This window comes from Nonomuraea aurantiaca, from assembly GCF_020215705.1.
GTDB lineage: Bacteria > Actinomycetota > Actinomycetes > Streptosporangiales > Streptosporangiaceae > Nonomuraea > Nonomuraea aurantiaca.
In genome coordinates this window covers 334,528-357,434 of record NZ_JAIWNB010000001.1, presented here as the reverse complement: position 1 = coordinate 357,434, position 22,907 = coordinate 334,528, and the positions used below count along the sequence as shown (strand labels likewise).

At 70.2% G+C, this 22,907-nt stretch carries 24 protein-coding genes; 15 read left to right on the top strand and 9 right to left on the bottom strand.

Annotated elements, in window-relative coordinates; genetic code table 11:
• Nucleotides 1–31: 31 nt before the first annotated feature.
• The 6 genes from LDL49_RS01700 to LDL49_RS01675 form a co-directional block, all read right to left on the bottom strand.
• Nucleotides 32–526 (bottom strand): cupin domain-containing protein, encoded by a 495-nt coding sequence (locus tag LDL49_RS01700; RefSeq protein WP_225289062.1) that lies wholly within the window; start codon nt 524–526, stop codon nt 32–34.
• Between the two features lie 75 nt (nt 527–601).
• Nucleotides 602–2,137, bottom strand: coding sequence for an MFS transporter (locus LDL49_RS01695; RefSeq protein ID WP_225289061.1), 1,536 nt, complete (start codon nt 2,135–2,137; stop codon nt 602–604).
• Nucleotides 2,134–2,325, bottom strand: a complete 192-nt coding sequence (locus LDL49_RS01690) for a hypothetical protein (protein WP_225289060.1) — start codon at nt 2,323–2,325, stop codon at nt 2,134–2,136. Before LDL49_RS01690 ends, LDL49_RS01695 begins: the two co-directional genes overlap by 4 nt.
• 67 nt (nt 2,326–2,392) lie before the next feature.
• Complete coding sequence (locus LDL49_RS01685) at nt 2,393–2,863, bottom strand: carboxymuconolactone decarboxylase family protein (protein WP_225289059.1); 471 nt, start codon at nt 2,861–2,863, stop codon at nt 2,393–2,395.
• Between the two features lie 400 nt (nt 2,864–3,263).
• Entirely contained in the window at nt 3,264–3,572 is a 309-nt protein-coding gene (locus LDL49_RS01680; protein WP_225289058.1) for a cupin domain-containing protein, read from the bottom strand.
• Between the two features lie 197 nt (nt 3,573–3,769).
• Complete coding sequence (locus tag LDL49_RS01675; protein WP_225289057.1) at nt 3,770–4,738, bottom strand: NmrA/HSCARG family protein; 969 nt, start codon at nt 4,736–4,738, stop codon at nt 3,770–3,772.
• A gap of 94 nt (nt 4,739–4,832) precedes the next feature.
• Here LDL49_RS01675 and LDL49_RS01670 point away from each other — a divergent pair, with 94 nt between their 5' ends.
• Complete coding sequence (locus LDL49_RS01670) at nt 4,833–5,306, top strand: MarR family winged helix-turn-helix transcriptional regulator (protein ID WP_225289056.1); 474 nt, start codon at nt 4,833–4,835, stop codon at nt 5,304–5,306.
• 159 nt (nt 5,307–5,465) lie between these two features.
• On the opposite strand, the gene LDL49_RS01665 is transcribed toward LDL49_RS01670, so the two are convergent.
• Nucleotides 5,466–5,888 (bottom strand): antibiotic biosynthesis monooxygenase family protein, encoded by a 423-nt coding sequence (locus tag LDL49_RS01665; RefSeq protein WP_225289055.1) that lies wholly within the window; start codon nt 5,886–5,888, stop codon nt 5,466–5,468.
• Nucleotides 5,889–6,569: 681 nt separating this feature from the next.
• Nucleotides 6,570–7,307, bottom strand: a complete 738-nt coding sequence (locus LDL49_RS01660; protein WP_225289054.1) for an SDR family NAD(P)-dependent oxidoreductase — start codon at nt 7,305–7,307, stop codon at nt 6,570–6,572.
• A 284-nt stretch (nt 7,308–7,591) separates the two neighbouring features.
• Here LDL49_RS01660 and LDL49_RS01655 point away from each other — a divergent pair, with 284 nt between their 5' ends.
• The 12 genes from LDL49_RS01655 to LDL49_RS01600 all read left to right on the top strand — a co-directional run bounded on the left by LDL49_RS01655 (nt 7,592) and on the right by LDL49_RS01600 (nt 20,800).
• Nucleotides 7,592–10,351, top strand: a complete 2,760-nt coding sequence (locus tag LDL49_RS01655; protein ID WP_225289053.1) for an ATP-binding protein — start codon at nt 7,592–7,594, stop codon at nt 10,349–10,351.
• A 123-nt stretch (nt 10,352–10,474) separates the two neighbouring features.
• Nucleotides 10,475–11,251, top strand: a complete 777-nt coding sequence (locus LDL49_RS01650; protein WP_225289052.1) for an SDR family NAD(P)-dependent oxidoreductase — start codon at nt 10,475–10,477, stop codon at nt 11,249–11,251.
• A 43-nt stretch (nt 11,252–11,294) separates the two neighbouring features.
• Nucleotides 11,295–13,547: an ATP-binding protein gene (locus LDL49_RS01645; protein WP_225289834.1), complete on the top strand. Its 2,253-nt coding sequence runs from the start codon at nt 11,295–11,297 to the stop codon at nt 13,545–13,547.
• Nucleotides 13,548–13,688: 141 nt separating this feature from the next.
• Nucleotides 13,689–14,873, top strand: coding sequence for a low temperature requirement protein A (locus tag LDL49_RS01640; protein WP_225289051.1), 1,185 nt, complete (start codon nt 13,689–13,691; stop codon nt 14,871–14,873).
• Nucleotides 14,874–14,882: 9 nt separating this feature from the next.
• On the top strand, nt 14,883–15,305 hold the full coding sequence (locus LDL49_RS01635; RefSeq protein ID WP_225289050.1) for an FAD-dependent oxidoreductase: 423 nt from the start codon (nt 14,883–14,885) through the stop codon (nt 15,303–15,305).
• Nucleotides 15,306–15,383: 78 nt separating this feature from the next.
• Nucleotides 15,384–16,226 (top strand): class I SAM-dependent methyltransferase, encoded by an 843-nt coding sequence (locus LDL49_RS01630; RefSeq protein WP_225289049.1) that lies wholly within the window; start codon nt 15,384–15,386, stop codon nt 16,224–16,226.
• Nucleotides 16,160–16,390, top strand: a complete 231-nt coding sequence (locus tag LDL49_RS01625) for a hypothetical protein (RefSeq protein WP_225289048.1) — start codon at nt 16,160–16,162, stop codon at nt 16,388–16,390. Before LDL49_RS01630 ends, LDL49_RS01625 begins: the two co-directional genes overlap by 67 nt.
• Entirely contained in the window at nt 16,383–18,029 is a 1,647-nt protein-coding gene (locus LDL49_RS01620; protein WP_225289047.1) for a ferritin-like domain-containing protein, read from the top strand. The genes LDL49_RS01625 and LDL49_RS01620 overlap by 8 nt, the downstream gene beginning before the upstream one ends.
• A gap of 20 nt (nt 18,030–18,049) precedes the next feature.
• The gene (locus tag LDL49_RS01615) at nt 18,050–18,766 is read left to right on the top strand and encodes an alpha/beta fold hydrolase (RefSeq protein ID WP_225289046.1); all 717 of its coding nucleotides are present in this window, start codon (nt 18,050–18,052) and stop codon (nt 18,764–18,766) included.
• Between the two features lie 42 nt (nt 18,767–18,808).
• A complete protein-coding gene (locus LDL49_RS01610; protein WP_225289045.1) occupies nt 18,809–19,723 on the top strand; it encodes an RNA polymerase sigma-70 factor in 915 nt (304 codons plus the stop codon).
• Between the two features lie 46 nt (nt 19,724–19,769).
• The gene (locus LDL49_RS01605) at nt 19,770–20,441 is read left to right on the top strand and encodes a sigma-70 family RNA polymerase sigma factor family protein (protein ID WP_225289044.1); all 672 of its coding nucleotides are present in this window, start codon (nt 19,770–19,772) and stop codon (nt 20,439–20,441) included.
• Nucleotides 20,399–20,800, top strand: a complete 402-nt coding sequence (locus LDL49_RS01600; protein WP_308016050.1) for an OsmC family protein — start codon at nt 20,399–20,401, stop codon at nt 20,798–20,800. Before LDL49_RS01605 ends, LDL49_RS01600 begins: the two co-directional genes overlap by 43 nt.
• 20 nt (nt 20,801–20,820) lie before the next feature.
• Here the strand turns inward: LDL49_RS01600 and LDL49_RS01595 are convergent, their stop codons facing one another.
• Entirely contained in the window at nt 20,821–21,147 is a 327-nt protein-coding gene (locus tag LDL49_RS01595; protein WP_225289043.1) for an alpha/beta fold hydrolase, read from the bottom strand.
• A gap of 538 nt (nt 21,148–21,685) precedes the next feature.
• Between LDL49_RS01595 and LDL49_RS01590 the strand changes: the two genes are divergently transcribed.
• Together LDL49_RS01590 and LDL49_RS01585 are read left to right on the top strand one after the other, a co-directional pair.
• Nucleotides 21,686–22,438 (top strand): SDR family oxidoreductase, encoded by a 753-nt coding sequence (locus LDL49_RS01590; protein WP_225289042.1) that lies wholly within the window; start codon nt 21,686–21,688, stop codon nt 22,436–22,438.
• A 9-nt stretch (nt 22,439–22,447) separates the two neighbouring features.
• Entirely contained in the window at nt 22,448–22,858 is a 411-nt protein-coding gene (locus tag LDL49_RS01585) for a cupin domain-containing protein (protein WP_225289041.1), read from the top strand.
• Nucleotides 22,859–22,907 lie beyond the last annotated feature (49 nt).

The following is a 22,907-nucleotide window of genomic DNA, read 5'->3' as shown; positions in this document are numbered from 1 at the left end:
CCAGCGGCGCGGCGCTGGGCGCCAACCGCTCCTACTCCACAAAGTACGAGTCGTGCTTGTCGAAGAACGTGGCACGCTCCTCCTCCGAAGCGTGTGCCAGGTGCGACACCTGCTCGAAGTACTCCTCGCGCGGGGCCCCCGGGGTGAACAGCAGCAGCATGTCGGCCGGAGCGTCGGAGTCGTTCCGGAAGGCGTGCAACCCGCCCTGGGGCACGTGCAGGAAGTCTCCCTTGCGGGCGTCGACCCACCGCACACCGTCGAACACGCGCACCGTGCCGTCCAGGATGTAGAACGACTCCGAGATCCGCTTGTGGAAGTGCGTCTTAGGGCCGCCCGCCCTGGGCCGCATCTCCACCCGGTACAGCCCGAACTCACCCCGGGTGGTGCCGGTGGTCGCCAAATAGTGGAGGGCGTCCTTGCCGGTACCGCTCTCACCGATGTCCGGTGGTGCGGTGGCCGGACGGAAGACGGCGCTGACCTCACCGTCCTCACCCCAGTACCTCTGCTCCGGGTACGGGTACGACATGTCTTGATCCTTTCGTGTACGGCAGGACCCGCGGGCATCCACCGGTGTGGACGGCCGGGAGTCCCCCGCCGGGTCTCAATCGATGGTTTGGTGATGGGCGAAGCGGGACACCAGCGGCGGTTCCATCAGCCAGCTGTGGGTCCGACCGTGCGGCCGGTGCGAGGCCGCGGCGGTCCGCTGCAGCATGCCGAAGGCGATCGACGCACCGATGGCCACCAGGCCCGCGCACAGCGGCATGGCCCGGCTGAACGACGTATCGAAGGCTGCGTCCGAACGGTAGGCGTCCGGTCCCATCCCGACCAGTAGCGGCAGTGCCGCCACAGCCACTAGCCCGGCCGCCCGGGCCGCAGCGTTGTTGATGCCGCTGGCCAGCCCGGCGTTCGAGGCGCTCACCGAGGACAGCAGGGTCACGGTCAGCGGAGCGACCATGACCACCATGCCGGCTCCCATCACCAGCAGGGCGGGGAGGACGTCGGTCAGGTAGGACGCGCCCGGCCCGACCCGCAGCATCATCAGCATGCCCGCCCCGCACACCAGCGGGCCGATGGTGAGCGGGATCCGCGGCCCCAGACGCTGGGCGAGCGCCCCGGAGCCGGAGGAGAACAGCAGCATCAGCAAGGTGTTGGGCAGCATCGCCGCACCGGCTGCCAGCGCCGAGTAGCCGACGACGATCTGCAGTTGCAGAGCGGTCAGGAAAAAGAACCCGCCCGTGCCCGCGTAGACGCACAGGGTGATCAGGTTGACGGCGGTGAACTGCCGGGACGAGAAGATGGCCGGCGGAATCATCGGGTCGACACTGCGCCGTTCCACAGCGAGGAAGGTGGCACCCGCCACCACGCCGCCGACGGCCGCGATGACGGCCACCAGACCGCCGTGGCGCGCCTCGGTCAGCGCGTAGGTGGCCAGAGCGAGCGCCAGGGCGCCCAGGACGGCGCCGGGTACGTCGAAACCGAGCCGCCGTCGGACCTCCGCGTCGGCCGCGACGACGGCGTCCTTCGGGGGCGTGCCCACGGACTCGGGGACATGGCGCAGCGCGACGGGCACACACAGCAGCGCCGGGACGATGCTCAGCAGGAAGGTCCAACGCCAGCCGGGGCCGTCCACCAACCACCCGCCCAAGAACGGCCCGAGGGCCGCGCCGATACCGCCGAAGCCCGACCACAGGCCGATCGCGCGCGGCCGGTCGTCCGGGTGAAAGGATGCCTCGATGATCGCCAGTGAGCCGGGGGTGAGCAGTGCGCCGCCGACGCCCTGCAGGGCCCGGGCAGCGATCAGCGTGGTGGCGTCCGGAGCCAGGCCGCACAGCAGGGAGGCCGCCGCGAACCACACGATGCCCACGACGAAGATGCGCCGCCGCCCGAAACGGTCGCCCAGGGACCCGCCCAGCAGGATGAGGCCCGCCAGGGTCAGCATGTAGGCGTTCACCGTCCACTGGAGGACGGCGATGTCAGCTCCGAAGTCGTCGCCGATATGCGGCAGCGCGACGTTGGTGACGGTCGAGCCGAGCAGTACGACACTGGACCCCAGCACGGTGGCCAGCAGGGTCCACCGGCCACGGGCACTGCTGACGCGGAGGGAGGCGGCGCCGTCTGTGGCGGTGGAGTGAGTCATGGTGTGTCCTGGCGTCGTCCGACGAAGCGCTCGCGGCCGGCGTTCTCCCGCCGCAGGTGGATGTCGTAGGGAAAACCGTGCAGAAGCAGCACGGTGTCGTTCGCCGCAGGGCCCGTCTCGTAGCAGGCAACGTCGAGTACGTCGGTGCGGACCCGGCGGAGCGGCGCAAGTGTGTGGTGTTCGGACATGCGAGCCTCTGGTTTCTGTTGCCCGTGGGACGGACGGTATGTGTCCGGGCGGGTCGGAGCGGCCGACTCAGCCGAACATGCCCGGTGTGTAGTCGCCGGCGGGCTGCCGGTTGATGACGTTGATGCGGTTGTAGGCGTTGATGACGGCGATCAGTGAGATGAGAGCGGCGAGCTGGTCATCGTCGTAGTGCTTCGCGGCGTTCGCCCATGCCTCGTCCGACACGCCGCCCGCGCCGTCCGCGATGCGCGTGCCCTGCTCGGTCAGCTCCAGCGCCGCGCGCTCCGCGTCAGTGAAGATCGTGGCCTCGCGCCACACGGCCACCAGGTTCAGACGCTGCTGTTCCTCACCCGCGGCGAGGGCGTCCTTGGTGTGCATGTCGGTGCAGAAACCGCAGCCGTTGATCTGGCTGGCACGGATCTTCACCAGCTCCTGAGTAGCGACCGGGAGGGCCGTCCGCACCGCCGCGCCGGTCGAGCTGAGGTGCTTCATGACCTTGCCGGCGAGGGCGTTGCCGAAGTAGTCGATACGCGCTTCCATGACGGATCTCCCTGGGTACGGAATGGTTACCACCTAATGACCGGGAGCCTCCCGAATCTGTGACAACCCGCGCGTACACCGGCACGGAACACGTGTGAAGATAACCGGTGTTTGCGGCCCCGACCTCGAGAACCACCGACGTGTGCAGCTGCTGGCATCGAACGCGTGGGCGAAGGCCGTCGGCCCGGCGACCGCGGCCGTCCAGGTCGATGAGCAGCCGCTCTCAGCAGCGCCGATGCTTCATCGTGCCAGCGCGGTTCTTCCCGTGTCGTGGGGCACGCGCGCTGGATCGTTCTGGACTTCCATCTACACTTGGTGGTCATTTCAACACTTGGAGTGATGCCCTGATCCCGGCGGAGTGGCCGGCGTCACTCCGTCAGGGCTGGTGCGGGGTGGTTTCCTACTGGAAGTCGCACCCCGGGTTCGGCGCGTCCACCGAGAGCGGCGCGCCGTGCGGGCTCACGTGCAGCACTTCCATGACGACGGGCTTGTCGCCCCGGCGCTGGCCGATGTGGACGTGGTCGGAGCCGCTGGGCTCGACGATGGTCTGCCCGGCCTGGTACACGCCGTCGGACTCGCAGGTGGAGTCGAAGTGGCTGAGCGTTCCCTGGCGGATGACGCCGTAGAGGGTGCCGTCGTGGTAGTGCCAGCCGGTGCTGCCGCCCGACTCGACCGTGATCTCGCGCAGGATGTAGTCCTGGTCACCCACTGTCCTCTGGAAGAGGACCGTGGCGTCGACCCCGCTGCTCGGGGGGTGCGTTCGCCGTGCCGGGAAGCAGGGCGAGGCTCGTGGCGGCGGCGGTCGGCGCGAGTCCCATGCGATGGGGCTTGTTCATCTCGTCCCTTCTGAGGCATGGCCGCCGTGCGCTTGGGGGGCGACCACGCGCGGGGAGGGACGGGTGCCGGTCAGCGCGGGATGGTGTCGTGGTGGGCGGCCAGCCACGTGTCGAACGACTGCAGCCTCGGGTTGAGGTTGCGCAGCAGCTCGAAGTCGATGAGCTCGGCGATGTCCGGGGCGGCCGCGATCAGGTACTGGAGCATGTTGCCGACCTCGCCCGCGCCCGGGAACCCCGCGGCCCGGATCATGTCGGGGCTGACCGCCTGGTAGGTGACGGGCTCGCCGAGCGCCAGGCTCAGCGCGGCGGCGTACTGCTCGCCGGTGAGCACGGACCCGGCGACGCTCACCCGCCTGCCGGCCATCCCGATCCCGTGGCGGAAGATCCCCAGCGCGGTCCTGCCGACGTCCTCCGCAGCTTGCGCGGCCACCCGCGCCTCGCCGAACCCGAGCGGCAGCACCAGCGCGCCCGTCTCGTCACGCCGGGGCGCGAACATGTCCCGGAACGCCTCGTAGTAGACGTTCGCCTGCAGGAAGGTGGTGGGCACGCCCGACTCCAGGAAGAACCGGTCGGCCTCGGCCTTGCCGTCGGCGTGCGGCACCTTATACGAGCCCTCGAAGCTCGGCGTCCCGTCGCCCGGCCGGAAGTAGCCGCGGGTGTCGGACAGCGTGGACCAGACGAAATGCCGTACGCCGGCCTCCTGTCCGGCCCGCGCCGCGTTGCCGGCCTGCTCCCGCTCCTTGGTGGTCGCGGGCCGCGCCCGCTCCTCCTCGGGCGTGCGGGGCTCCCAGAAGTTGGTCACCACGAAGGCGCCGTGGGCGCCGTCGAACGCCTTGCGCAGGCTGCCCGCGTCGTCGAGATCGGCCCCGACGACCTCGGCCCCGAGCGCGGCCAGCTCCCTGGCCCGCGCCGAACCCGGGTCCCGGGTCAGGGCTCGCGCGGCGAACCGCCCACTGCGGTCGTCGAGGATCGCGCGGACCAGCCCGCCCCCTTGCGCTCCGGTCGCGCCCACCACGGCGATGATCTGCTGCTCGCTCACAGAGACAAACCCCTCACGTGTTCAGGTTGATGTATCAACCCGTTCACCATACAGCGCCAGGTTGATACGTCAAGCAACGGGTAGAGTGGGGGTCATGGGATGGGAAGAGGAGCTCGGCGAGGCCGACCGGATGTGGCGCACGTACATCGAAATGGCCAAGCACCTCAACTCGCATCTGCAGCAGCACCTGCAGCGCGAGTGCGACCTGTCCGCGGCCGACTTCGAGGTCCTGGTCCGGCTCACGGAGTCGGAGCGGCGGGAGATGCCCGTCGCGGAGGTGGCCGCCGCGACCCAGTGGGAGAAGAGCCGCCTGTCCCACCAGCTCACCCGGATGGCGCAACGCGGGCTGGTCGAGCGAGTGGACTCCAACGACCGCCGCTACCCCGACGTGCGGCTCACCGACAAGGGCTACGCGGCGATCAACAAGGCCGTCCCCGAGCACACCGAGATGGTTCACGCCCTGTTCGTCGACGTGCTGGGGCCCGAGCGGCTGGCCGGCTTCGCGCAGGCCTGCGCCGACGTGCTCCGCGCACTCGACGAGCACCGGGAGCGGGACTGCTCGTTGTGATCACGAAGTAGCCGTCGGCGTTGGGCACGGGCCTGACCGATGCGGAAGGGACCGGCGTAGTCCGGAAGGCCGGGCGAGTCGGTCGCGGCGGCGGTGGGAACTGCGGCGGCGACCGACGTGCGCCTCAAGAACGTGCGGCGGTTGGTTGTGCTCGTCTCTTCAGGAGGGGTGAAGTTCGACAACGACGCGATAGCTGGCAGGTTCTGAGGTGATGTGAAGGCCCGGATCGTCGAACATGCGCTGCAGCGAGGCATGCCACTCGGGATTGCCGGTGGCTTTGTCGAGCGCGGTGCCCGAGGTCCACTCGGCGATGTGGACGAACCGCGCCTCAGGCGCGTCGGCGAGCGGCCTGTGCAGGCGGGAGCGGAGGAAGCCGGGCTGGGTCGACATGATCCGGGCGTTCTCCTGGTACACCTCGACGAAATAGTCGGCTTCGTCCGCCGGCACGGTGTAGCTCTTGATCACAGTTACCGGCCCGTCAACGCCGGTCTTCGATTCCAGGGATTGACTCATACCCATGGAGACCGGCGACGCCTCGAATTTGTGACACCAGCCGGCTGTTGACCTCGATGCCTCAGCCATCAAGCCGACTCGGGTGAGGGCCTCCGCTTGGCGGTGGTTTTCGCCTGGTCATCCGTTTTGTGTTTCCGTAGGGCGTGTCGTGGACGCCCGAGGCGCTTGGGTGGGCGTCGGCTTCCATGGGCCCAGGGCGGTGTGGTCACTCGTTCCGTGCTCGGCGGGGTGTCTTTGCGCTGGTCAGCCGGATGCTGGGAGCGCAGCGCACAAAGGCTTTTCGGGCAGGTGAGGAACGCGCTCTTCCAGGGCCAGATGGCGCTGATCTTCAAGATCCTGGGGCGGGCGTGGGTACGCGGCCAAGTCTCCACGGCTTGGTGGCATCCCGGTTGCGCCGCATGGCCTCTTCTAATAGGGGGAGCGCGCACGTACGCCCTCACGTGCGTGATCGCTGGAGCGACCGCGTCACACCCGCCGCCTCGCGGGGGACGACGGGAGCGGCCATGGACCGTCCCTGCGTGCGCGGGGGGCACGGGCACGTACTGCGTGCCAATGAGCCGGTCGAGGGACCATCCCCGCGGCTGAGGTTGAAGCCATCCGCGCCTCCGCCGCCCAGCAGCGCATGCGTACGGCCCTGGCCGAGTGGGAGGAGGCGGACGCCGTCGCCTGGGAAGCACTCGCTCGCGCGGACGACGGCGACCGCCCGCGCTGAGCAATCCGAGCAGACCGCCGAGGGCCGGTGTCACTCCCCTATTGGGTCTGGTCGGTCGGGCGGATGAGGATCTCGTTGACCGCGACGTGCTCAGGCTGGGTGACCGCGTACACGACGGCGTTGGCGATGTCCTCGGGCTGCAGGGTACGCATGGAGGCGGCCATGTTCTGCGCGGCGGCCCGCATCGTGGGGTCCGTGTTGTGGCCGGTCAGCTCGGTGGCGACGAAGCCGGGCTCGATGACCACGACACGCACACCCCGGGTGGTGACCTCCTGCCGCAGCGATTCGGAGAAGGCGGTGATGCCGAACTTCGTCGCGGCGTAGACACCGGCGTAGGCCGACGCGATCCGGCCCGAGGTCGAGGAGACCTGCACGATCGTGCCCCTGCGCTCCAACAGGTGGGGCAGACCCGCATGGACCATGTACATCGAGCCGAGCAGGTTGGTCTCGACCATGCGGGTCCATTGCGTGATGTCCGCACCCACGATCGGGCCGTTGAGCATCACCCCGGCGTTGTTCACCAGGACGTCCAGGGCGCCGAAGCGCTCGACGGTCGCCGCGACCGCGGCCCGCACCGACTCTTGGTCGGTCACGTCCAGTTCGAGGGCCAGCACCTCACCGGGCGCCTTGCGCGCCAGCGACTCCAACCGGTCGGCGCGCCGGGCCCCGACCGCGACACGTGCCCCTTCCGCTGAGAGGGCCAGCGCAGTGGCCTCGCCGATGCCCGACGACGCTCCAGTGACGAGGACGACCAGTCCATTCAAGGTGTTGCTCATGTGCTTCCTTTCCGCAGGGGTTCCCAGGTTTCGTCATGCCGCAATAGCTCGGCCGCGCTCAGGACGGGCGAGGAGCGCGGCGGTACTAAGACCGGACAGCCTCCTGGCTTGTGACAGCTGCGGAACACTGCCTCAGTCCCGATGGCGTCGTATCGGAGCTTGTGGACGGCATCCACGACGATGATCTACCGGCTCAGCTGGTGAGACGCAGGTCGTACAACTTGGCCTGGCGCGTGCCTTGGGTGTATTTAACGTCGTGCAACTGGTGCAAAAAGCGGGGGACCGTGAACGGACGTAGGCGGGGCGCCCGGCATGGTCAGAACACCGGGCTGGTCGGGAGGGAGCCGGAGCGCGCTCTCCTCGATCAGACGATCGCGGCCGTCCGCATGGGCGAGAGCCGCGTGCTCCTCGTGCACGGCGCGCCGGGAGTCGGGAAAACAACGCTGCTGGAGTACGCGGCGAACTCGGCGACGGGCATGCGGGTGCTGCGTGCGGCCGGCGTCGAGTCCGAGATGGAACTGGCTTTCGCCACTTTGCACCAGTTGTGCGCACCGCTGCTGGATCAGCTGGAGAACCTTCCCGCACCGCAGCGCGACGCCCTTGAGACGGTCTTCGGGATACGAGGGGGAACGCCGCCCGAACGCTTCCTGGTCGCGCTGGCCGTACTGAGCCTGCTGTCTGACGCCTCGGAGAAGGGTCCCCTGCTCTGCGTGGTAGACGACGCGCAGTGGATGGACCGTGCCTCGGCGCAGGTCCTCGGCTTCGTCGCCCGGCGGCTCCTCGCGGAGTCGGTCGCCCTCGTCTTCGGCTCTCGCGAACAGACCCAGGACCTGCTCGGACTGCCGGAGCTCGAGGTCACCGGCCTGACGGCGGAAGACGCGCACGCCCTGCTGACCTCGGTGACGCACGTCCAGATCGATCAACACGTCCGCGACCGGTTCGTGGCCGAGACCAGGGGAAACCCGCTGGCCCTGCTGGAGCTGCCGCGTGATCTTGCGGTGAGCCGGATGGCGGGCGGGTTCGGCCTCCTTGACGCCGACACGCTGCCCGGCAGGATCGAGCAGAGCTTCCTGGCCAGGATCGAGGGCCTGCCCGCGCAGACCCGGCTGCTCTTGCTGGTCGCCGCGGCGGAGCCGGTCGGTGACCCCTCGCTGGTGTGGCGTGCCGCCGAACGGCTCGGCGTCACTCCCGCGACAGTCCTGGCCGGCGGGACGGACGGGCTGCTGGAGTTCGGCGTGCGGGTGATCTTCCGTCACCCGCTCGTGCGGTCTGCCGTGTACCGCTCGGCGAAGGAAGTGGATCGCCGGGCGGTCCACCTCGCGCTGGCGGAGGTCACCGACGCAAAGGCCGACCCTGACCGCCGTGCCTGGCATCTCGCGTCCGCGGCCGCCGCGCCCGACGAGGGCGTCGCCGCCGAGCTGGAACGGTCTGCCGGCCGGGCACAGGCGCGCGGCGGGCTGGCGGCTGCGGCGGCGTTCCTGCAGCGATCCGTGGCTCTGACCATCGACACCTCGCGCCGTGCCGAGCGTGCCCTGATGGCGGCGGACGCCAGCCTCAGGGCGGGTGACATCGAGGCCGCACGCCGCTTCGCCGACATCGCCGACCGGGATGCCCAGAGCGAGTTCCAGCGCGTACGAGCGCACCTGACACGCGGTCACATCACGTTCGCGACCGGCTTCGACAACCAGGCGCCGCTGATGCTGTTGGCAGCCGCGCGGCGGCTGCAGCCGTTCGACCTGGACCTGGCGCGGGAGACGTACCTCATCGCCTGGGGTTCCGCGTCGTTCGGCGCGGCGAACCGAGGCAGCCTCATGGCCGTCTCCCAGGCGATCAGGGAACTCCCCGCGCCCGAGGGCAGCCCGCGACTTCTGGACCTCGTACTCGAGGGTTTCGCGCTGCTCATTACCGACGGCAGGAGAGCCGCGCTCCCCACATTGCGCAGGGCGCAGGCCGCGCTCGCCGACTGCCCCGTTCAGGAGCTCCTGAAATGGGGCTGGGCGGCCTTCGGCGTGAGCCCGCTCGTCTGGGACGACCTGGCCATGCCCGAGACCCGCGCCAGGGCACTGGACGAGGTGCGCACATCCGGCGCCGTGTCCGACCTTCCCGTCTATCTCCACTCGCTGGGGATACCGATCGTGCTGAGCGGGGACCTCGCCGCCGCGGCCGCGGTCGTCGCGGAAGCGGAAGCCGCCGTCGATGCGACGGGCGTGCCCATGGCGCAGCACACGCAGCTCCTGCTGACGGCGATGCAAGGCAAAGAGGCCGAGGCCATGGAGGTCATAGAGGCCACGATCGAGGAGGCCGGCGCCAGCGGCCAGCTGAACGGTGTCGCCACCGCCCAATGGGCGGCCGCGATCCTCTTCAACGGCCTGGCCCGCTACGGGCTCGCGCTGTCGGCGGCCCATGCCGGCAGCGAGAGCGCCAACCTGATCGTCTCCCAGTGGGCGCTGCCCGAGCTCGTCGAGGCTGCGGCGCGCTCCGGGGACGACGCGGCGGCCCGCGAGGCGCTCGACGGCCTGGCGGACGCGGCAGAACCATGCGACACGGACTGGGCGCAGGGGATCCTGGCTCGCTGCCGTGCGCTGCTGACCGACACCGCCGCCGCGGACGGGCTCTACCGCGAGGCCATCGAACGGCTGGGCCGTACACTTCTCCACCCCGAACTGGCGCGCGCTCACCTGCTGTACGGCGAATGGCTGCGCAGGGAACGGCAGCGGGCCGAGGCACGGATCCACCTGCGGACCGCGTACGAGATGTTCGTGTCGATCGGGATGGAGGCGTTCGCCGAGCGCGCCCGCCGCGAGCTCCTCGCTACAGGGGACCATGTCCGCGAGCGCAAGAGTTCCTCGATGAGCGGCGAGCTGACCGCGCAGGAGAAGCAGATCGCCCTGCTCGTGCGAGACGGCCTGTCCAACCCCGAAGTCGCGGCACGGCTCTTTCTGAGCCCGCGCACGGTGGAGTGGCACCTCCGCAAGATCTTCACCAAGCTCGGGATCAGCTCCAGGAAGCAGCTCGGCGACGTCCTGTCAGGCGGCGAGGCGTAGCCCCGCCGCCGCCGGGGCACTCCCTGGCCCCGGTCGACCAGTGGGACACCCTGGTTCGGCCCGGGGGTCGGCTGCGCGAGTCTCGTCGCGTAGGCAGTTCGGCTGAACGCGGGAGGCACGGTCGTGGGGATAGTTCATGATCAGCCGCTGGACGGCGCCGTCGCGCTCGTCACCGGCGCGAGCAGCGGAATCGGCGCCGCGACCGCATGTCGCCTGGCCCGTGAGGGCGCGGCGGTCGCTCTCGTAGCCCGCCGCCGCGACCGCCTGGACCGGGTCGCGGGCGACATCGCGATGCTGGGCGGTGAGGCGGTCGGGTTGGCGGCCGACATCACCGACCCCGAGCGTGCCGAGGACGTGGTGCAGGACACGCTGGATCGGTTCGGGCGGCTGGACATCCTGGTCAACAACGCCGGGATCATGCTGCTCAACTCAGCGCTGCACACCACCGTCCAAGAATGGGATCGGATGATCTCGCTCAACGTGGCAGGGCTGTTGCACGTCACGCACGCCGCCATCCCGCACCTGATCTACGCCGCGTCGACATCCCCCCGGCAGGTGGCAGACCTGGTGAACGTCAGCTCGACGGCCGGGCGGGTCGCCCGGCCGGGGAGCAGCGTCTACGGCCTGACCAAGTCCGGCGTGAACGCGTTCACCGAGTCGCTTCGCCAGGAACTGCTCGGCGAGCGCGTCCGGGTCAGCGTGGTCGAGCCCGGGACCGTGGACACCGAGCTGGTGAACCACCTGAGCGACACCGTCCGGGACGCGGCCCGCCGGCGGATCGACGGAATCGAAGCGCTGCGCCCGGAGGACGTGGCGGACGCCATCGGCTACATCGTCACGCGAGACCGGCTGGTCGCCATCAACGCGTTGCTGGTCCGCGCCGGCGACCAGACCTGGTAACCGCGTTCGATCGAGGAGACCGAGGAGGACGGATGGTCAGCTCCTGCGCAGGTTGCGGCAGGAATCGGGGTTGACGATCGAGGAGCTTTCGCACGCCTCGGGCGTGAGCGTGCGGGCGATCGGTGACATGGAGCGAGGTGTCAGCCGCAGCCCGCAACGGCGCACGGTGCAGGCGCTGGCCGAGGCGTTGCGGGTGGATGAGGGACAGCGAGCGGAGCTGGCCGAGGCTGCACGGGTGGGGCGGCCGCGGCTGAGCGGCCCGGTCACCGGTGCGGGCCAGCTGCCGCGCGGTACAGGGGATTTCGTCGGCCGCCTGCGGGAGCTCGATCTGCTGCGCGACCTCGCCGAGCAGGCGGAGACCGGGGAAACCGCGGTGGTGGCCACTATCTCCGGTCCCGCCGGGATCGGGAAGACAGCCCTGGCCGTCCACGCCACCCGGCACTTGGGGAAGGCGTTCCCTGACGGCTGCTTCTACGTGGACCTGCGTGGTATGGACAGCGTCCCGCTGGCGCCTGGGGCCGTGCACTCGCGGTTGCTGAAGGCTCTGGGTGTGGTCGAGCGAGGGATCCCGAGCGATGAGGATGAGCGGGCGGGACTCTACCGGGCGGTGCTGGGTCATCGCCGGTGCCTGATCGTGCTGGACAACGCCGCCGATGAGGGACAGGTACGGCCGTTGCTGCCGGCGGGCGGTCCGGGGATGACGATCGTCACCAGCCGCCGCTCGCTGGCCGGGCTGGAGGGAGTGCGGCAGATCCCACTGGACCAGCTGTCCAGCGAGGAGGCGGGCAGGCTGCTGCGGGCTATCCTCGGGGAGGAGCGCGCCGCGACGGATTCCGGCGGCGTGGCCGAGCTGGTCCGGCTGTGTGGGAACCTGCCGCTGGCGGTGCGGATCGCGGGTAACCGGCTGCAGAGCAGGCCTGGCTGGACGATCAGCCAGCTGGCGGACCGATTGGGGGACGAGGAGCGCCGGTTGGAGGCCCTGGCGGTCGGGGACCTGGCCGTGGCCGCAGCGTTCGCGCTGTCCTACCAGCAGCTGTCCGGGACAGCGCGCTGCAGCTTCCGGCGGCTGGCGCTGGCCGCCGCGCCGGACTTCGGGGTGCCGATGGTCGCGGTGCTGGCCCAGGTGGACCTGGTCGAGGCCGAGGACGCTCTGGAGGAACTGGCCGAGCTGGGCCTGCTGAGCTCGCCGTACGCCGGCCGTTACGTCTTCCACGACCTGGTCAGGTTGTACGCCCGCGCCCGGTTGTCGGAGGAGGAACCGATCGAGGCGCAGGAGCGGGCCAGGCGGCGGATGGAGTCGTGGTTGCTGAAGGTCGCGGTGGTGGCCGGCCGCTGGTTCGAGCCCGAGTATGGCGCGCCGCCCCCTGACTGGCGGTCCCTGGTCCCGCTGGGCAGCCAGGAGGAGGGGGGCGACTGGCTGCAGGCGGAGGGCACGGCCTGGCTGGAGGCGCTGCGTTCGGCGGCCCAGCGTGGCGAGCACGCGACAGTGGTGGGGGTGGCCGAGTCGATGCACTGGTTCTCCGACCAGTGGATACGGTGGGGCTACTGGCGCGAGGTGTTCGAGTTGTCGTCGAGCGCGGCGCGGGCTATGGGCGACCGCCTCCGGGAGGCCGTGCACCTGAACTACCTGTCCTGGGCGTTGGCCACGTGCGAGGACCGCGTCGAGGAGGCGGAGGTGGCCGCGCTGCGGGCGCTGGAGCTGGCCCGCGACGTCGGCGACATACGCCAGCAGGGGTGGGCGCTGGTGTACGCCTGGGCGATCTGGCGTACCCCGGGAAGCCTGGAGCGGCACCTCGACTACACCAGGCGCGGCGCCGAACTCCTCCTGCAGGCCGGAGACTTCGAGAGCTATCCCCAGGCGGCGACGTCCTACATCACCGCCCTGCGAAGGGCGGGCCAGATCTCGGAATCCTTGGACCGCAATCTCGCACTGGTGAGGATGCTGAGTGACCCTTCGTACGGCGGTTCCCCCGCCATCACCAGTTTCTCTCTCGGGACCGCCTTGGACCATCTCGGCGCCGCCTACGCCGAGCTTGAGCGCTGGGAGGAGGCGATCGAGGCCTACCAGCAGGCGATGCCGGCACTGCGCGCGCACCCGATCGGCCTGGCGCTGGGCCGCACCCAGGCCAGGCTCGGCTTCGTCTTGTGGCGTGCGGGACGGGTCGAGGAGGCCAGGGAGGCGTACGCAGAGGCGCTGCGGCAGTTCGAGCGGTCCGGTGACGTGGAGAGGGCGGCGGAGGTGCGCGCGGAAGTCGAGAAGCTGGTGTCTAGTGTGTCTGATCCGTTGGGCGGATGAGGATCTCGTGCGCGATCCGGCCCGACGTCGAGGAGTGGCCTCCCTGCTTGTGACAACCACCGCGACGATCTGTCACAGATCGCGACGCCGTCCGGTCTTTTTGGGCGAACCGGACGCCGCAAGAGCGACAGGAGCGTGAGCGTGCCCTCAACCAGGACCACCATCCGGATCCGGGTCAGGATGAGCTCGCGGCCCATCGACGAGCCGCATCGCGCGTCGAGCCAGCTCGAGCTCCTCTTCGATCTCACCTTCGTGGTCGCGGTCGCGGCCATCACGGCGCAGTTTGCGCACGCCATCGCTGAAGGTCATGGCCTGACCGGGCTGGTCCCCTTCCTTCAGGTGTTCTTCGCGATCTGGTGGGCGTGGATGAACTTCACCTGGTTCGCCTCGTCCTACGACACCGACGACGTCCTCTACCGGCTGCTGACCATGGTGCAGATGGCGGGGGTACTGGTCCTCGCCGCCGGCGTGCCCGCCGCGGTCGGCCACTCCGACTACGGGATCATCACTCTGGGCTACCTCATCATGAGGATCGGGCTTGTATCCCAATGGCTGAGGGCCGCGTTCGAAGACCCGGCGAGCCGCCGTACGGGGCTCCGCTACGCCGCGGGCATAGGGCTGGTCGAGTTGGGCTGGTTGCTCCGGCTCGCTCTCGTGGAGGCGGGCCTCCTGCCAGCGTCACTCCAGCTGCCGTTCTTCGCCTGCCTGGTCGTCCTGGAGCTGGCGGTGCCGTGGTGGGCGGAGCGGGTCAGGGCAACCACCTGGCACCCGCACCACATCGCCGAGCGCTACGGCCTGTTCACGATCATCCTGCTGGGCGAGAGCGTCCTGGCCGCGAGCAGAGGGGTTGAAGGGGCGCTCGAAGCGGGTCCCCTCGTCGTCATCGCCGGATCCGGTCTCGTCCTGCTGTTCGCCCTGTGGTGGCTGTACTTCCTGGTCGAGGCAGGGGAGGGGCTCAGCGACCGGCGTCATCGGTCGTACTGGTGGGGGTACGGCCATTTCGGCATCTTCGCCGCGCTGGCGGCTCTTGGCGCCGGGCTCGAGGTGGCTGTGGAGCAGAGCGGGCGCCAGGTGGCGGCATCGTCGATGGCGATCGGCTACGCGGTCGCCATCCCGGTCGGGGTGTATCTCATCCTGCTCTGGGCGGTGCACGCGCTGGTCGACGCGGACTCCGTCATCCCCCGCACTGCCGTGGCAGGGTACGTCGGCGCCGTCGTGTTGTCGCCGCTCGCGGCGCCGTTGATCGGGGTGGCCGCCGTGATCGCGCTGATCGCCGCCGCCTGCGTCGCGCTGGTCGCCGTCGCCATCTGGGCGGCACGTAGCTGAAGGAGCACCATGCGCGCATCAGAGAACAGAATCGCCACGTCCGTCCTGGTCATCGGGACGGGAGGGGCCGGGCTGCGGGCGGCCCTCGAACTCGCCGAGCGCGGGGTGGATGTCCTCGCGGTCGGCAAACGGCCGAAGGCGGACGCGCACACCTCGCTCGCGGCGGGCGGCATCGACGCGGCCCTCGCCACGATGGACCCCGAGGACACCTGGCAGCAGCACGCGGCCGACACTCTCAAGGAGAGTTACCTGCTGGCCAACCCCGAGACGGAGCACGCCGGAGTGGTACGCGACGAGGGTGGCCCCGCACTGCAGGTCAACCTCGTGCGGTCCGGCCCCGGATCGGTGGAGCGGGAGAGCATCCCGCCGATTCCCGCCGAGATCGCGGCGCTCATGCGCGAGGTCTCGACCGTGGGAAAGCTCGTCGAGTAGCCGGATCTTGTCACAAGTGCCGGGGCTGTCCTGTCTTAGCTGGCAATCGGGCCCCATCACTGAACGGGGGAAGTTGTTGTGACCGCGTTGGCGATGGTCGCCGAGTTCGACGATGTCGCGGGCTGGACCGCCGACGCCGTCGAGCTGCTCGGGAAGCGGCATGCCGTACCGGCTGCCTGCCGTGGCAGCGCGAGCCCCGCGGCGCTGGCATGGCTGGCCGAGGCGTGCGAGCTGGCGCCCGGGATGCGGCTGCTCGATGTGGGCGCGGGAGTCGGCGGGCCGGCGGCCTGGGCGGCCGAGCGGTTCGGGGTCCGGCCGATCCTGATCGAGCCGATGTCGGCCGCCGGCCGCGCGGCCGCCCGGCTGTTCGGACTGCCGGTCATCGCGGCCGACGGGCGAGAGATCCCGCTCCGCACGGCAACCGCCGACGCCGCCTGGTGCCTGGGCGTGCTGTGCACCGTGCGGGACAAGGCCGCGGTGCTCAGGGAGATCCACCGGGTGCTCAAGCCCGGCGCCTCGCTCGGGCTCTCGGTGGTCGTGGCCAGGGGCCCGCAGGTTCTCCAGGCCCCCGACGGCAACCACTTTCCCACCTGCCGGGAGCTCGACGCGCTGCTCGAAGGCGCCGGGTTCCAGGTTCTCGAGCAACTCGACCAGCCCGGCCGGGCGCCTCTGTCGTGGTCGCGGCGCGCCGACCAGGTCGCCGCGGTAGTCGCCCGCCGCCACCAGGCTGATCCCGCCTACGCGCTCGCTGCCCGTCAGGGCGAGCGCTTCGCCCGCCTGTTCGCCACCGGCCAGATCGCCGTCCGTCTGATCCACGCGGTCAGCAGGCCGGCCGTACAACCCATGGAGGAGACATGTGCACCCCGAACGGTGAGAACGAGTTCCTGTACGAGCTCCACGTCGAGATCGAGGAGGAGCTGATCATCGCCGAGGCCAGCCACCCGGAGGAGGAGATGGAGCGGCCGGTCACCGAGTGGCTGTACGACCCGACGGACGTCGAGCGCGAGGAGATCGCTCTGCGGGTGCTGCGCGACGCGGTCGTGGTGCTGGCGGACGGCTCGCGGCCGGGTGGCGACATTGCCTGAGCCACGGATCGACACGCTCGACAGCCTCCGCGACCACCTGCAGTGGGCGATCGAGCTGGAGCACGCCACGCTGCCGCCGTACCTGACCGCGCTGTACTCCCTCGACCCGGAGCGCAACCCGGTGGCCGTCGAGGTGCTGAGCAGCGTCTTCGTGGAGGAGATGCTGCATCTGGCGCTGGCGGCGAACCTGCTCAACGCCGTCGGCGGCGCCCCGCGGCTCGACACGCCCGAGATGCTGCCGCCTCACCCCCGCAAGCTGCCCCACGGCGACCTCGAGCTGTCGCTGGTGCCGTTCGGCCCGGAAGCGCTGGAGATGTTCCTGCGCCTGGAACAGCCCGCACCGCCCGGAGCCCCGCCGGAGGACGAGGGCTACGAGACGATCGGGCAGTTCTACGCGGCGATCGAGCAGGGGTTGCGCTACCTGTGCGACACGCTCGGCGAGAAGGAGGTCTTCTCCGGCGACCCGGACCGGCAGGTGGGCGGCGGCCACTTCCGCCATACCGGCGGCAGGCTGGTCGCCGTCACCGACCTCGCCTCCGCGCTGGACGCGCTTGAGGAGATCGTCGAGCAGGGGGAGGGCACCGCCCGCAGCGAGGTCTGGGACGGTGACCAGGACGAGGTCGCCCATTACTACCGCTTCATGGAGCTGAAGCTCGGCCGCCGCTACCGGCGCGGGGACACCCCTGAGTCCGGGCCCACCGGTGAGAAGCTCTCGGTGGATCTCACCGGGGTGTTCCCCATGACGCCCAACCCCACGGACCGCGCCGCGCAGGAGGAGTTCAACCACACCTACTGCGCGATCCTGCACCTGCTGGAGGTGGCCTTCAACGGCAGCCCGAGGATGCTCGCCGTCGCTACCGGGGAGATGTACGCGCTCAAGGCCCAGGCGCAGGAGCTGATGCGGCGGGGCGGTCTCACCTTCGAGTACGTCCCGCCTGAGCTGCGCCGCTGGAGCGCGGGCGACCACCAGCGGATCGTCGTGCTCCGCAACGGGCCGTACGCCGTGTACGGCCGCGTCCCCCTGCGGCGCAAGCGGAAGATCGTCTCCGCCGAGCAGAAGAACGCGCTCACCTGGAAGACCGGCGAGCCGCTGGAGACCGAGGAGACCTATGCGCTGTGCCGCTGCGGCCATTCGGGCGCCAAGCCGTTCTGCGACGGCACCCACGCCGCGATCGGCTTCGACGGCACCGAGGCCGCCCCGATGCGGCCCTACCAGGAGCTGCAGCACGTGCACGACGGCGTCGGCATCTCCGCGCAGCGGGTGGGCGAGCTGTGCATCCACGCCGCCTTCTGCATCGGCCGCGCCAGGCCCATCGCCAAGATGCTCGACGACACCGCCGACAGCGACGTGCGCTCCGATGTCATGGGCCGCATCGATCACTGCCCCTCCGGCTCCTACAGCTACGCACTCGAACGCGGCGGAGAGACGATCGAAGCCGACCTCCCGCGCGCCATCTCGGTGCTGGAGGAGGAGGACGGCCTGGCCAGCGCGCTGTGGGTGACCGGCGGCATACCCATCACCCGGTCGGACGGCCGGCCCGTGGAGACCAGGAACCGGATGACGCTGTGCCGTTGCGGCCACTCCGGCAACAAACCGCTGTGCGACGGCACCCACCGCGAGATCGGCTTCCACGAGTGAACAACCGGAAAGGCAATCCCATGAACCCACCCGTCGTCCTCCTCGTCCACGGCGCCTTCGCCGAGTCGGCCAGCTGGAACCGCGTCATCCAGCGCCTGCGCAGCAACCAGCTCACCACGGTCGCCGTGGCCAACCCGCTGCGCAGCGTGGAGGGCGACGCCACCTACCTGCGCGACGTGATCAACGGCATCGGCGGCCCTGTCGTCCTGGCCGGCCATTCCTACGGCGGCATGGTGATCAGCCAGGCGGCGGCGGGCAACCCGGCCGTGCGCGCCCTGGTCTACGTCGCCGCCTTCGCTCCCGAGCCCGGCGAGAGCGCGCTGCTGCTGTCGAGCAAGTTCGAGGGCAGCACGCTCGGCCAGGCGCTGCAGGCCTACCCGGTGGCCTCCGGCGGCAACGAGCTCCGCATCGACCCCGCGAAGTTCCACCGCCAGTTCTGCGCCGACCTCGACACCGAGGAGGCCGCGCTGATGGCCGCGACCCAGCGGCCGGTGACCGAGCGCGCCCTGTCCGAAAGGCTCGCCGTCGACGAGGCGCCCTGGCGCACCATCCCGTCCTGGTTCGTCCACGGCGACAAGGACCTCAACATCCCGGCCGCCGCACTGCGCTTCATGGCCGAGCGTGCGGACGCTCGCGGCACCCGCGAGGTCGCCGGCGCCTCCCACGCGCTCGCGGCCTCCCAGCCCGACGCCGTGACAGCGACTATCCTCGACGCTGCCGACCACGCGCGAGGCTGACGAACCCCTGCCCAGGCCAACGGGCGAATCGATGTGGGGCACATGAACGCGGAATCCCGGGAACAGGCGGACGCTCTCGATCGGGCGGCGTCCGCCTTCGTCAAGCTGCGCCCGCGGCTGTTCGGCATCGCCTACCGTATGCTGGGCAGCGCGGCAGAGGCCGAGGACATCGTCCAGGAGGTGTGGCTGCGCTGGCAGGACACCGACCGCGAGGCAGTCGCGAACCCGCCGGCCTTCCTCGCGCTGGTCACCACCCGGCTGGCCATCAACCTGGCCCGGTCTGCGCGCGTGCGGCGCGAGTCCTACATCGGCCCCTGGCTGCCGGAACCCGTGGACACCAGTCTGGACCCCACTGTCGGCGCCGAACGCGGCGAAGCGCTGGAGCTGGCCTTCCTTCTGCTGATGGAGCGGCTCAATCCCACCGAGCGCGCCGCTTACGTCCTGCGCGAGGCCTTCGACTACCCCTATCCGCAGATAGCGGAGATCCTGCGGCTCACCCCGGTCAATGTCAGGCAGATCGTGAGCCGTGCCCGCAGGCGCCTGACCGCCGTACGCCACGAGCCCATCGACAGGCTCCAGCACCGGCGCATTCTGGAGACGTTCCTCGACGCCGCCCAGACGGGAAATGTCGGCGCCTTGGAGGAGCTCTTCGCCGCCGACGTCGTCAGCTCCTCCGACGGCAACGGCATCAGGGGATCGGCCAAGTTCCCCGTGCTGGGCAATGAGCGGGTGGCCAGGTTCGTGGCCGCGTTCTCACCGCGGTTCTGGCCGGGCACCGCCATCATGTGGGTCGAGATGAACGGGCTGCCAGGCGTGCTCGTCACCCGGGGCGGCAGCGGCGTCGCCCTGCTCGCCATCGAGGCCTCCAGAGAGGGGATCCACCACCTGTTGTGGATCCTCAATCCGGCCAAGATCGAGGCCTTCGAGCGGTCTCGTAGCCGCTTTGTCACAAGGTAAGGGGCTATCCGGTCTTATCTGCCAACAACGAAGGAGGCGGCAGACCATGACCGAGGCGGGCGCCGAGTCGCTGGCGGAGATGCTTGACGAACGGCAGCACCTGCTCGAGATCGCCCTGTGGATGTTCGGCTCGGACACCACGGCCGACCACGTCGTCCAGGAGACCTATCGCCGCTGGTACGCCCTCGACCAGGAGGAGCGCGCCGCCATCGCGGTGCCACGCGCCTGGCTGACGCGGACAGCGGGCAGCATCTGCCTGGAGCTCCTCGCCGACCCCGACCACGTGCTCGGCGGCCTGGTGACTCCGGCCCAGCCCGTGCCCGGTCCGACCTCGGGTCAGGCCGGATACGGCCAGGCGATGCTCGCCAGGCACGAGCGGGTGGCCCGCAGGTTCGCCGCGGCCTGCCAGGCGGGCGATACCGAGGCGCTGCGGGAAGTCCTGGCCGCCGACGCGATCGCCGTCAGCGATGGCGGCGGCAAGGTGCGCGTCGCCGTACGGCCGACTTACGGCGCGGAGGCGGTCACGCGGGTCGTCACGGCGTTGCTGATCGACCAGCCAGAAACCGAGCCGGCCATCGGGTCGGTGAACGGCAGGACGGGGCTCGTCCTGCGGCGGGCGGGCAAGGCCGTGGCGGTGGTCAGCGTGAGCGTGGCCGGAGCCGAGGTCACGGCGGTATGGATCATCCTCAACCCCGACAAACTCCAGCGTTGGCACTGAAGGGCATACCAGCGAACGACCAGATCCTCTCCACTGACGGCGCCCTCTCCCTAGAGCTGCGGATGCCTGACGAGCTCGGCGGCGACAACCCCGGACCGAACCCTGAGCAGCTCTTCGCCGCCGGATACGCCGCCTGCCTCCACGGCGCGCTCAGTCTGCTGGCCAGGCGACACCTGCTCGACCCGGCCGCGATCTCGGTGGAGGCCACCGTGGCCTTCGGCCGGGATCCCGCCGACTGTGGTCACCAGCCTTCCCCGCCGGATCAATGGGCTCCAAGGTCGAGGCCTGCGTCCACTTCGTCACCGCGACCGGGTGGGCAGCCGCGATCGGCGCGCTCCGGGACGCCGCCGCAGTCTTGAGGGCAGGGCGGGGAACGCCATCACCCACCGCTCGCCAGGAACCGCAGCAGCGCGCGGTTGAAGCGCAGGGGGTGAGTGGCCTGGCAGCCGTGCGGCGCGCCCTGGATGACCTCCAGGGCGCTGCTACCCCCGACCAGCTCGCCGGTGACGGCCAGCGGGGCGATCTCGTCGTGCTCGCCATGGATGACCAGAGCGGGCACGTCCATGGCGACCTCGCCGCGCAGGTCGCTGCGCGCCAGCGTGGCCAGCCCGGCTCCGAGCGCCCGCGGCGAGGCGGCCGCGGCCTGGGTGCGGTAGTGGTCGAGACCCACCAGCGCGGGCTCCTCCAGGTCCAGCCGTTCCAGCACCGCGCGCAGGTCGCCGGCCAGGGTGTCGTAGTCATAGCCGTCCCACGGTGCGGGAGGAGTCGCCGAACCCCCTGCGGTCGTAGGCGATCACCCGGTATCCGGCCTCCACCAGCGCGGGCAGTTGTGCCGCTCACATGTGCCTGGACAGGGGCCAGTCGTGCAGCAGGACCACGGGCCGGCCCTCGCCGTAGTCCTCGTAGCGGAGCTCGACCTGGTTGCGGCCGTCTTCGCCGATGGGCAGGTAGGCCATGAGGCCGTCTCCTCCTTTTCCGATGGGTCGCGGTTCAGCCGTCGTGCTCGACGACCAGCCGGGTCAGCTCCACTCGCGAGTTGACGTCCAACTTGGTGCAGGCATGCCGCACACGGTCGGCACCCACCTCTGGCACGCCTTCACCAAGCTGGGGATCAGCTCGCGCGTCGAGCTCACCAGGCTCGTCCTCGAACACGAGGCCGCCTGTCACAACTGAGGGGGGCTGCCTTGTCTTAGCTGACGAATGGGGCGCACCACAGCGCCCCGAAGGCCAGAAGGGTGCCAACAATGAAAATCGTGGTAATCGGCGGGACCGGGCTCATCGGGTCGAAGCTGGTGAAGAAGCTGGGCGAGCACGGCCACGAGGCCGTGGCCGCGTCGCCGAACACCGGAGTCAACACGCTGACCGGCGAGGGCCTGGCCGATGTGCTGAAGGGCGCCCAGGTCGTGATCGACGTGTCGAACTCGCCCTCGTTCGAGCGCGAGGCCGTCATGAAGTTCTTCCAGACCTCCACGGGCAACCTGCTGGCGGCGGAGGCGGCGGCGGGCGTGGGCCACCACGTCGCGGTGTCGATCGTGGGGACCGAGCGGATGCCGGAGAACGGCTACTTCGCGGCGAAGATCGCCCAGGAGAAGCTGATCGAGAAGTCGGGCATCCCGTTCTCGCTGGTGCACTCCACCCAGTTCTTCGAGTTCGCCCGCGGCATCGCCGACGAGGCCACAGTCGACGGCAAGGTGCACATCGCGCCGGTGCTGTTCCAGCCGATCGCGGGCGACGACGTGGCCCAGGCGGTCGGCAGGACCGCGGTGGGGACGCCGCTGAACGGCCGGATCGAGATCGCCGGACCGACCCAGTACAAGATGGACGAGTTCTTCCGCAAGGCGCTGGCCGCCTGGGGCGACACCCGCGAGGTCGTCGCCGACCCGCAGGCGCGCTACTTCGGCAGCGTGCTCGGCGAGCGGTCGCTGGTGCCCGGTGACGGCGCGCAGCTCGGCACCATCACCTACAAAGCCTGGCTCGACCAGTCCACCGCGAAGTAGAGCCGGGCGATGGACAAGCCGCGATCGACCGCGTGGCAGACGGCGCTGACCGTGCTGCAGGAGGCGCAGCCTCCGTTCATCCCCGAGGGCGCGCACGCGATGACCGTGGTCATCGAGTACCCGCCCGGAGACCCGGGCGCGCCGCCGCATCGCCACCCCGGTCCCGCCTTCGGCGTCGTGCTCGAGGGCGAGATGCTGATGGAGCTGGAAGGGGAGCCCGAGCGAGTGATCCGCGCCGGCGAGGCGTTCTGGGAGCCGGGCGGCGACGTCATCCACTATCAGGACGGCAACAATCGCGACGATGTCCCGGTCCGGTTCACGGTCACCATGCTGTGCGAGCCGGGCAAGCCGATGTTCACGCTGGTGGAAGAGGCCGAGCTGGCCCAGCGCAAGGACCGCCGCGCGCCACGCCCGTCCTGAACCCCGGCGGGGTACCCGCAGCGTAACGGCACCGGCTGCCGTCATCGCT

Excerpts from the sequence above, each read along its gene's own strand:
- LDL49_RS01625 (WP_225289048.1), top strand. The coding sequence starts at position 16,160 with ATGTGCACCCCGAACGGTGAGAACGAGTTCCTGTACGAGCTCCACGTC.
- LDL49_RS01615 (WP_225289046.1), top strand. The coding sequence starts at position 18,050 with ATGAACCCACCCGTCGTCCTCCTCGTCCACGGCGCCTTCGCCGAGTCG.
- LDL49_RS01660 (WP_225289054.1), bottom strand. The coding sequence starts at position 7,307 with ATGAGCAACACCTTGAATGGACTGGTCGTCCTCGTCACTGGAGCGTCG.
- LDL49_RS01695 (WP_225289061.1), bottom strand. The coding sequence starts at position 2,137 with ATGACTCACTCCACCGCCACAGACGGCGCCGCCTCCCTCCGCGTCAGC.
- LDL49_RS01685 (WP_225289059.1), bottom strand. The coding sequence starts at position 2,863 with ATGGAAGCGCGTATCGACTACTTCGGCAACGCCCTCGCCGGCAAGGTC.
- LDL49_RS01590 (WP_225289042.1), top strand. The coding sequence starts at position 21,686 with ATGAAAATCGTGGTAATCGGCGGGACCGGGCTCATCGGGTCGAAGCTG.
- LDL49_RS01610 (WP_225289045.1), top strand. The coding sequence starts at position 18,809 with ATGAACGCGGAATCCCGGGAACAGGCGGACGCTCTCGATCGGGCGGCG.
- LDL49_RS01670 (WP_225289056.1), top strand. The coding sequence starts at position 4,833 with ATGGGATGGGAAGAGGAGCTCGGCGAGGCCGACCGGATGTGGCGCACG.
- LDL49_RS01585 (WP_225289041.1), top strand. The coding sequence starts at position 22,448 with ATGGACAAGCCGCGATCGACCGCGTGGCAGACGGCGCTGACCGTGCTG.
- LDL49_RS01600 (WP_308016050.1), top strand. The coding sequence starts at position 20,399 with ATGGATCATCCTCAACCCCGACAAACTCCAGCGTTGGCACTGAAGGGC.
- LDL49_RS01635 (WP_225289050.1), top strand. The coding sequence starts at position 14,883 with ATGCGCGCATCAGAGAACAGAATCGCCACGTCCGTCCTGGTCATCGGG.
- LDL49_RS01665 (WP_225289055.1), bottom strand. The coding sequence starts at position 5,888 with ATGGCTGAGGCATCGAGGTCAACAGCCGGCTGGTGTCACAAATTCGAG.
- LDL49_RS01700 (WP_225289062.1), bottom strand. The coding sequence starts at position 526 with ATGTCGTACCCGTACCCGGAGCAGAGGTACTGGGGTGAGGACGGTGAG.
- LDL49_RS01690 (WP_225289060.1), bottom strand. The coding sequence starts at position 2,325 with ATGTCCGAACACCACACACTTGCGCCGCTCCGCCGGGTCCGCACCGAC.
- LDL49_RS01605 (WP_225289044.1), top strand. The coding sequence starts at position 19,770 with ATGACCGAGGCGGGCGCCGAGTCGCTGGCGGAGATGCTTGACGAACGG.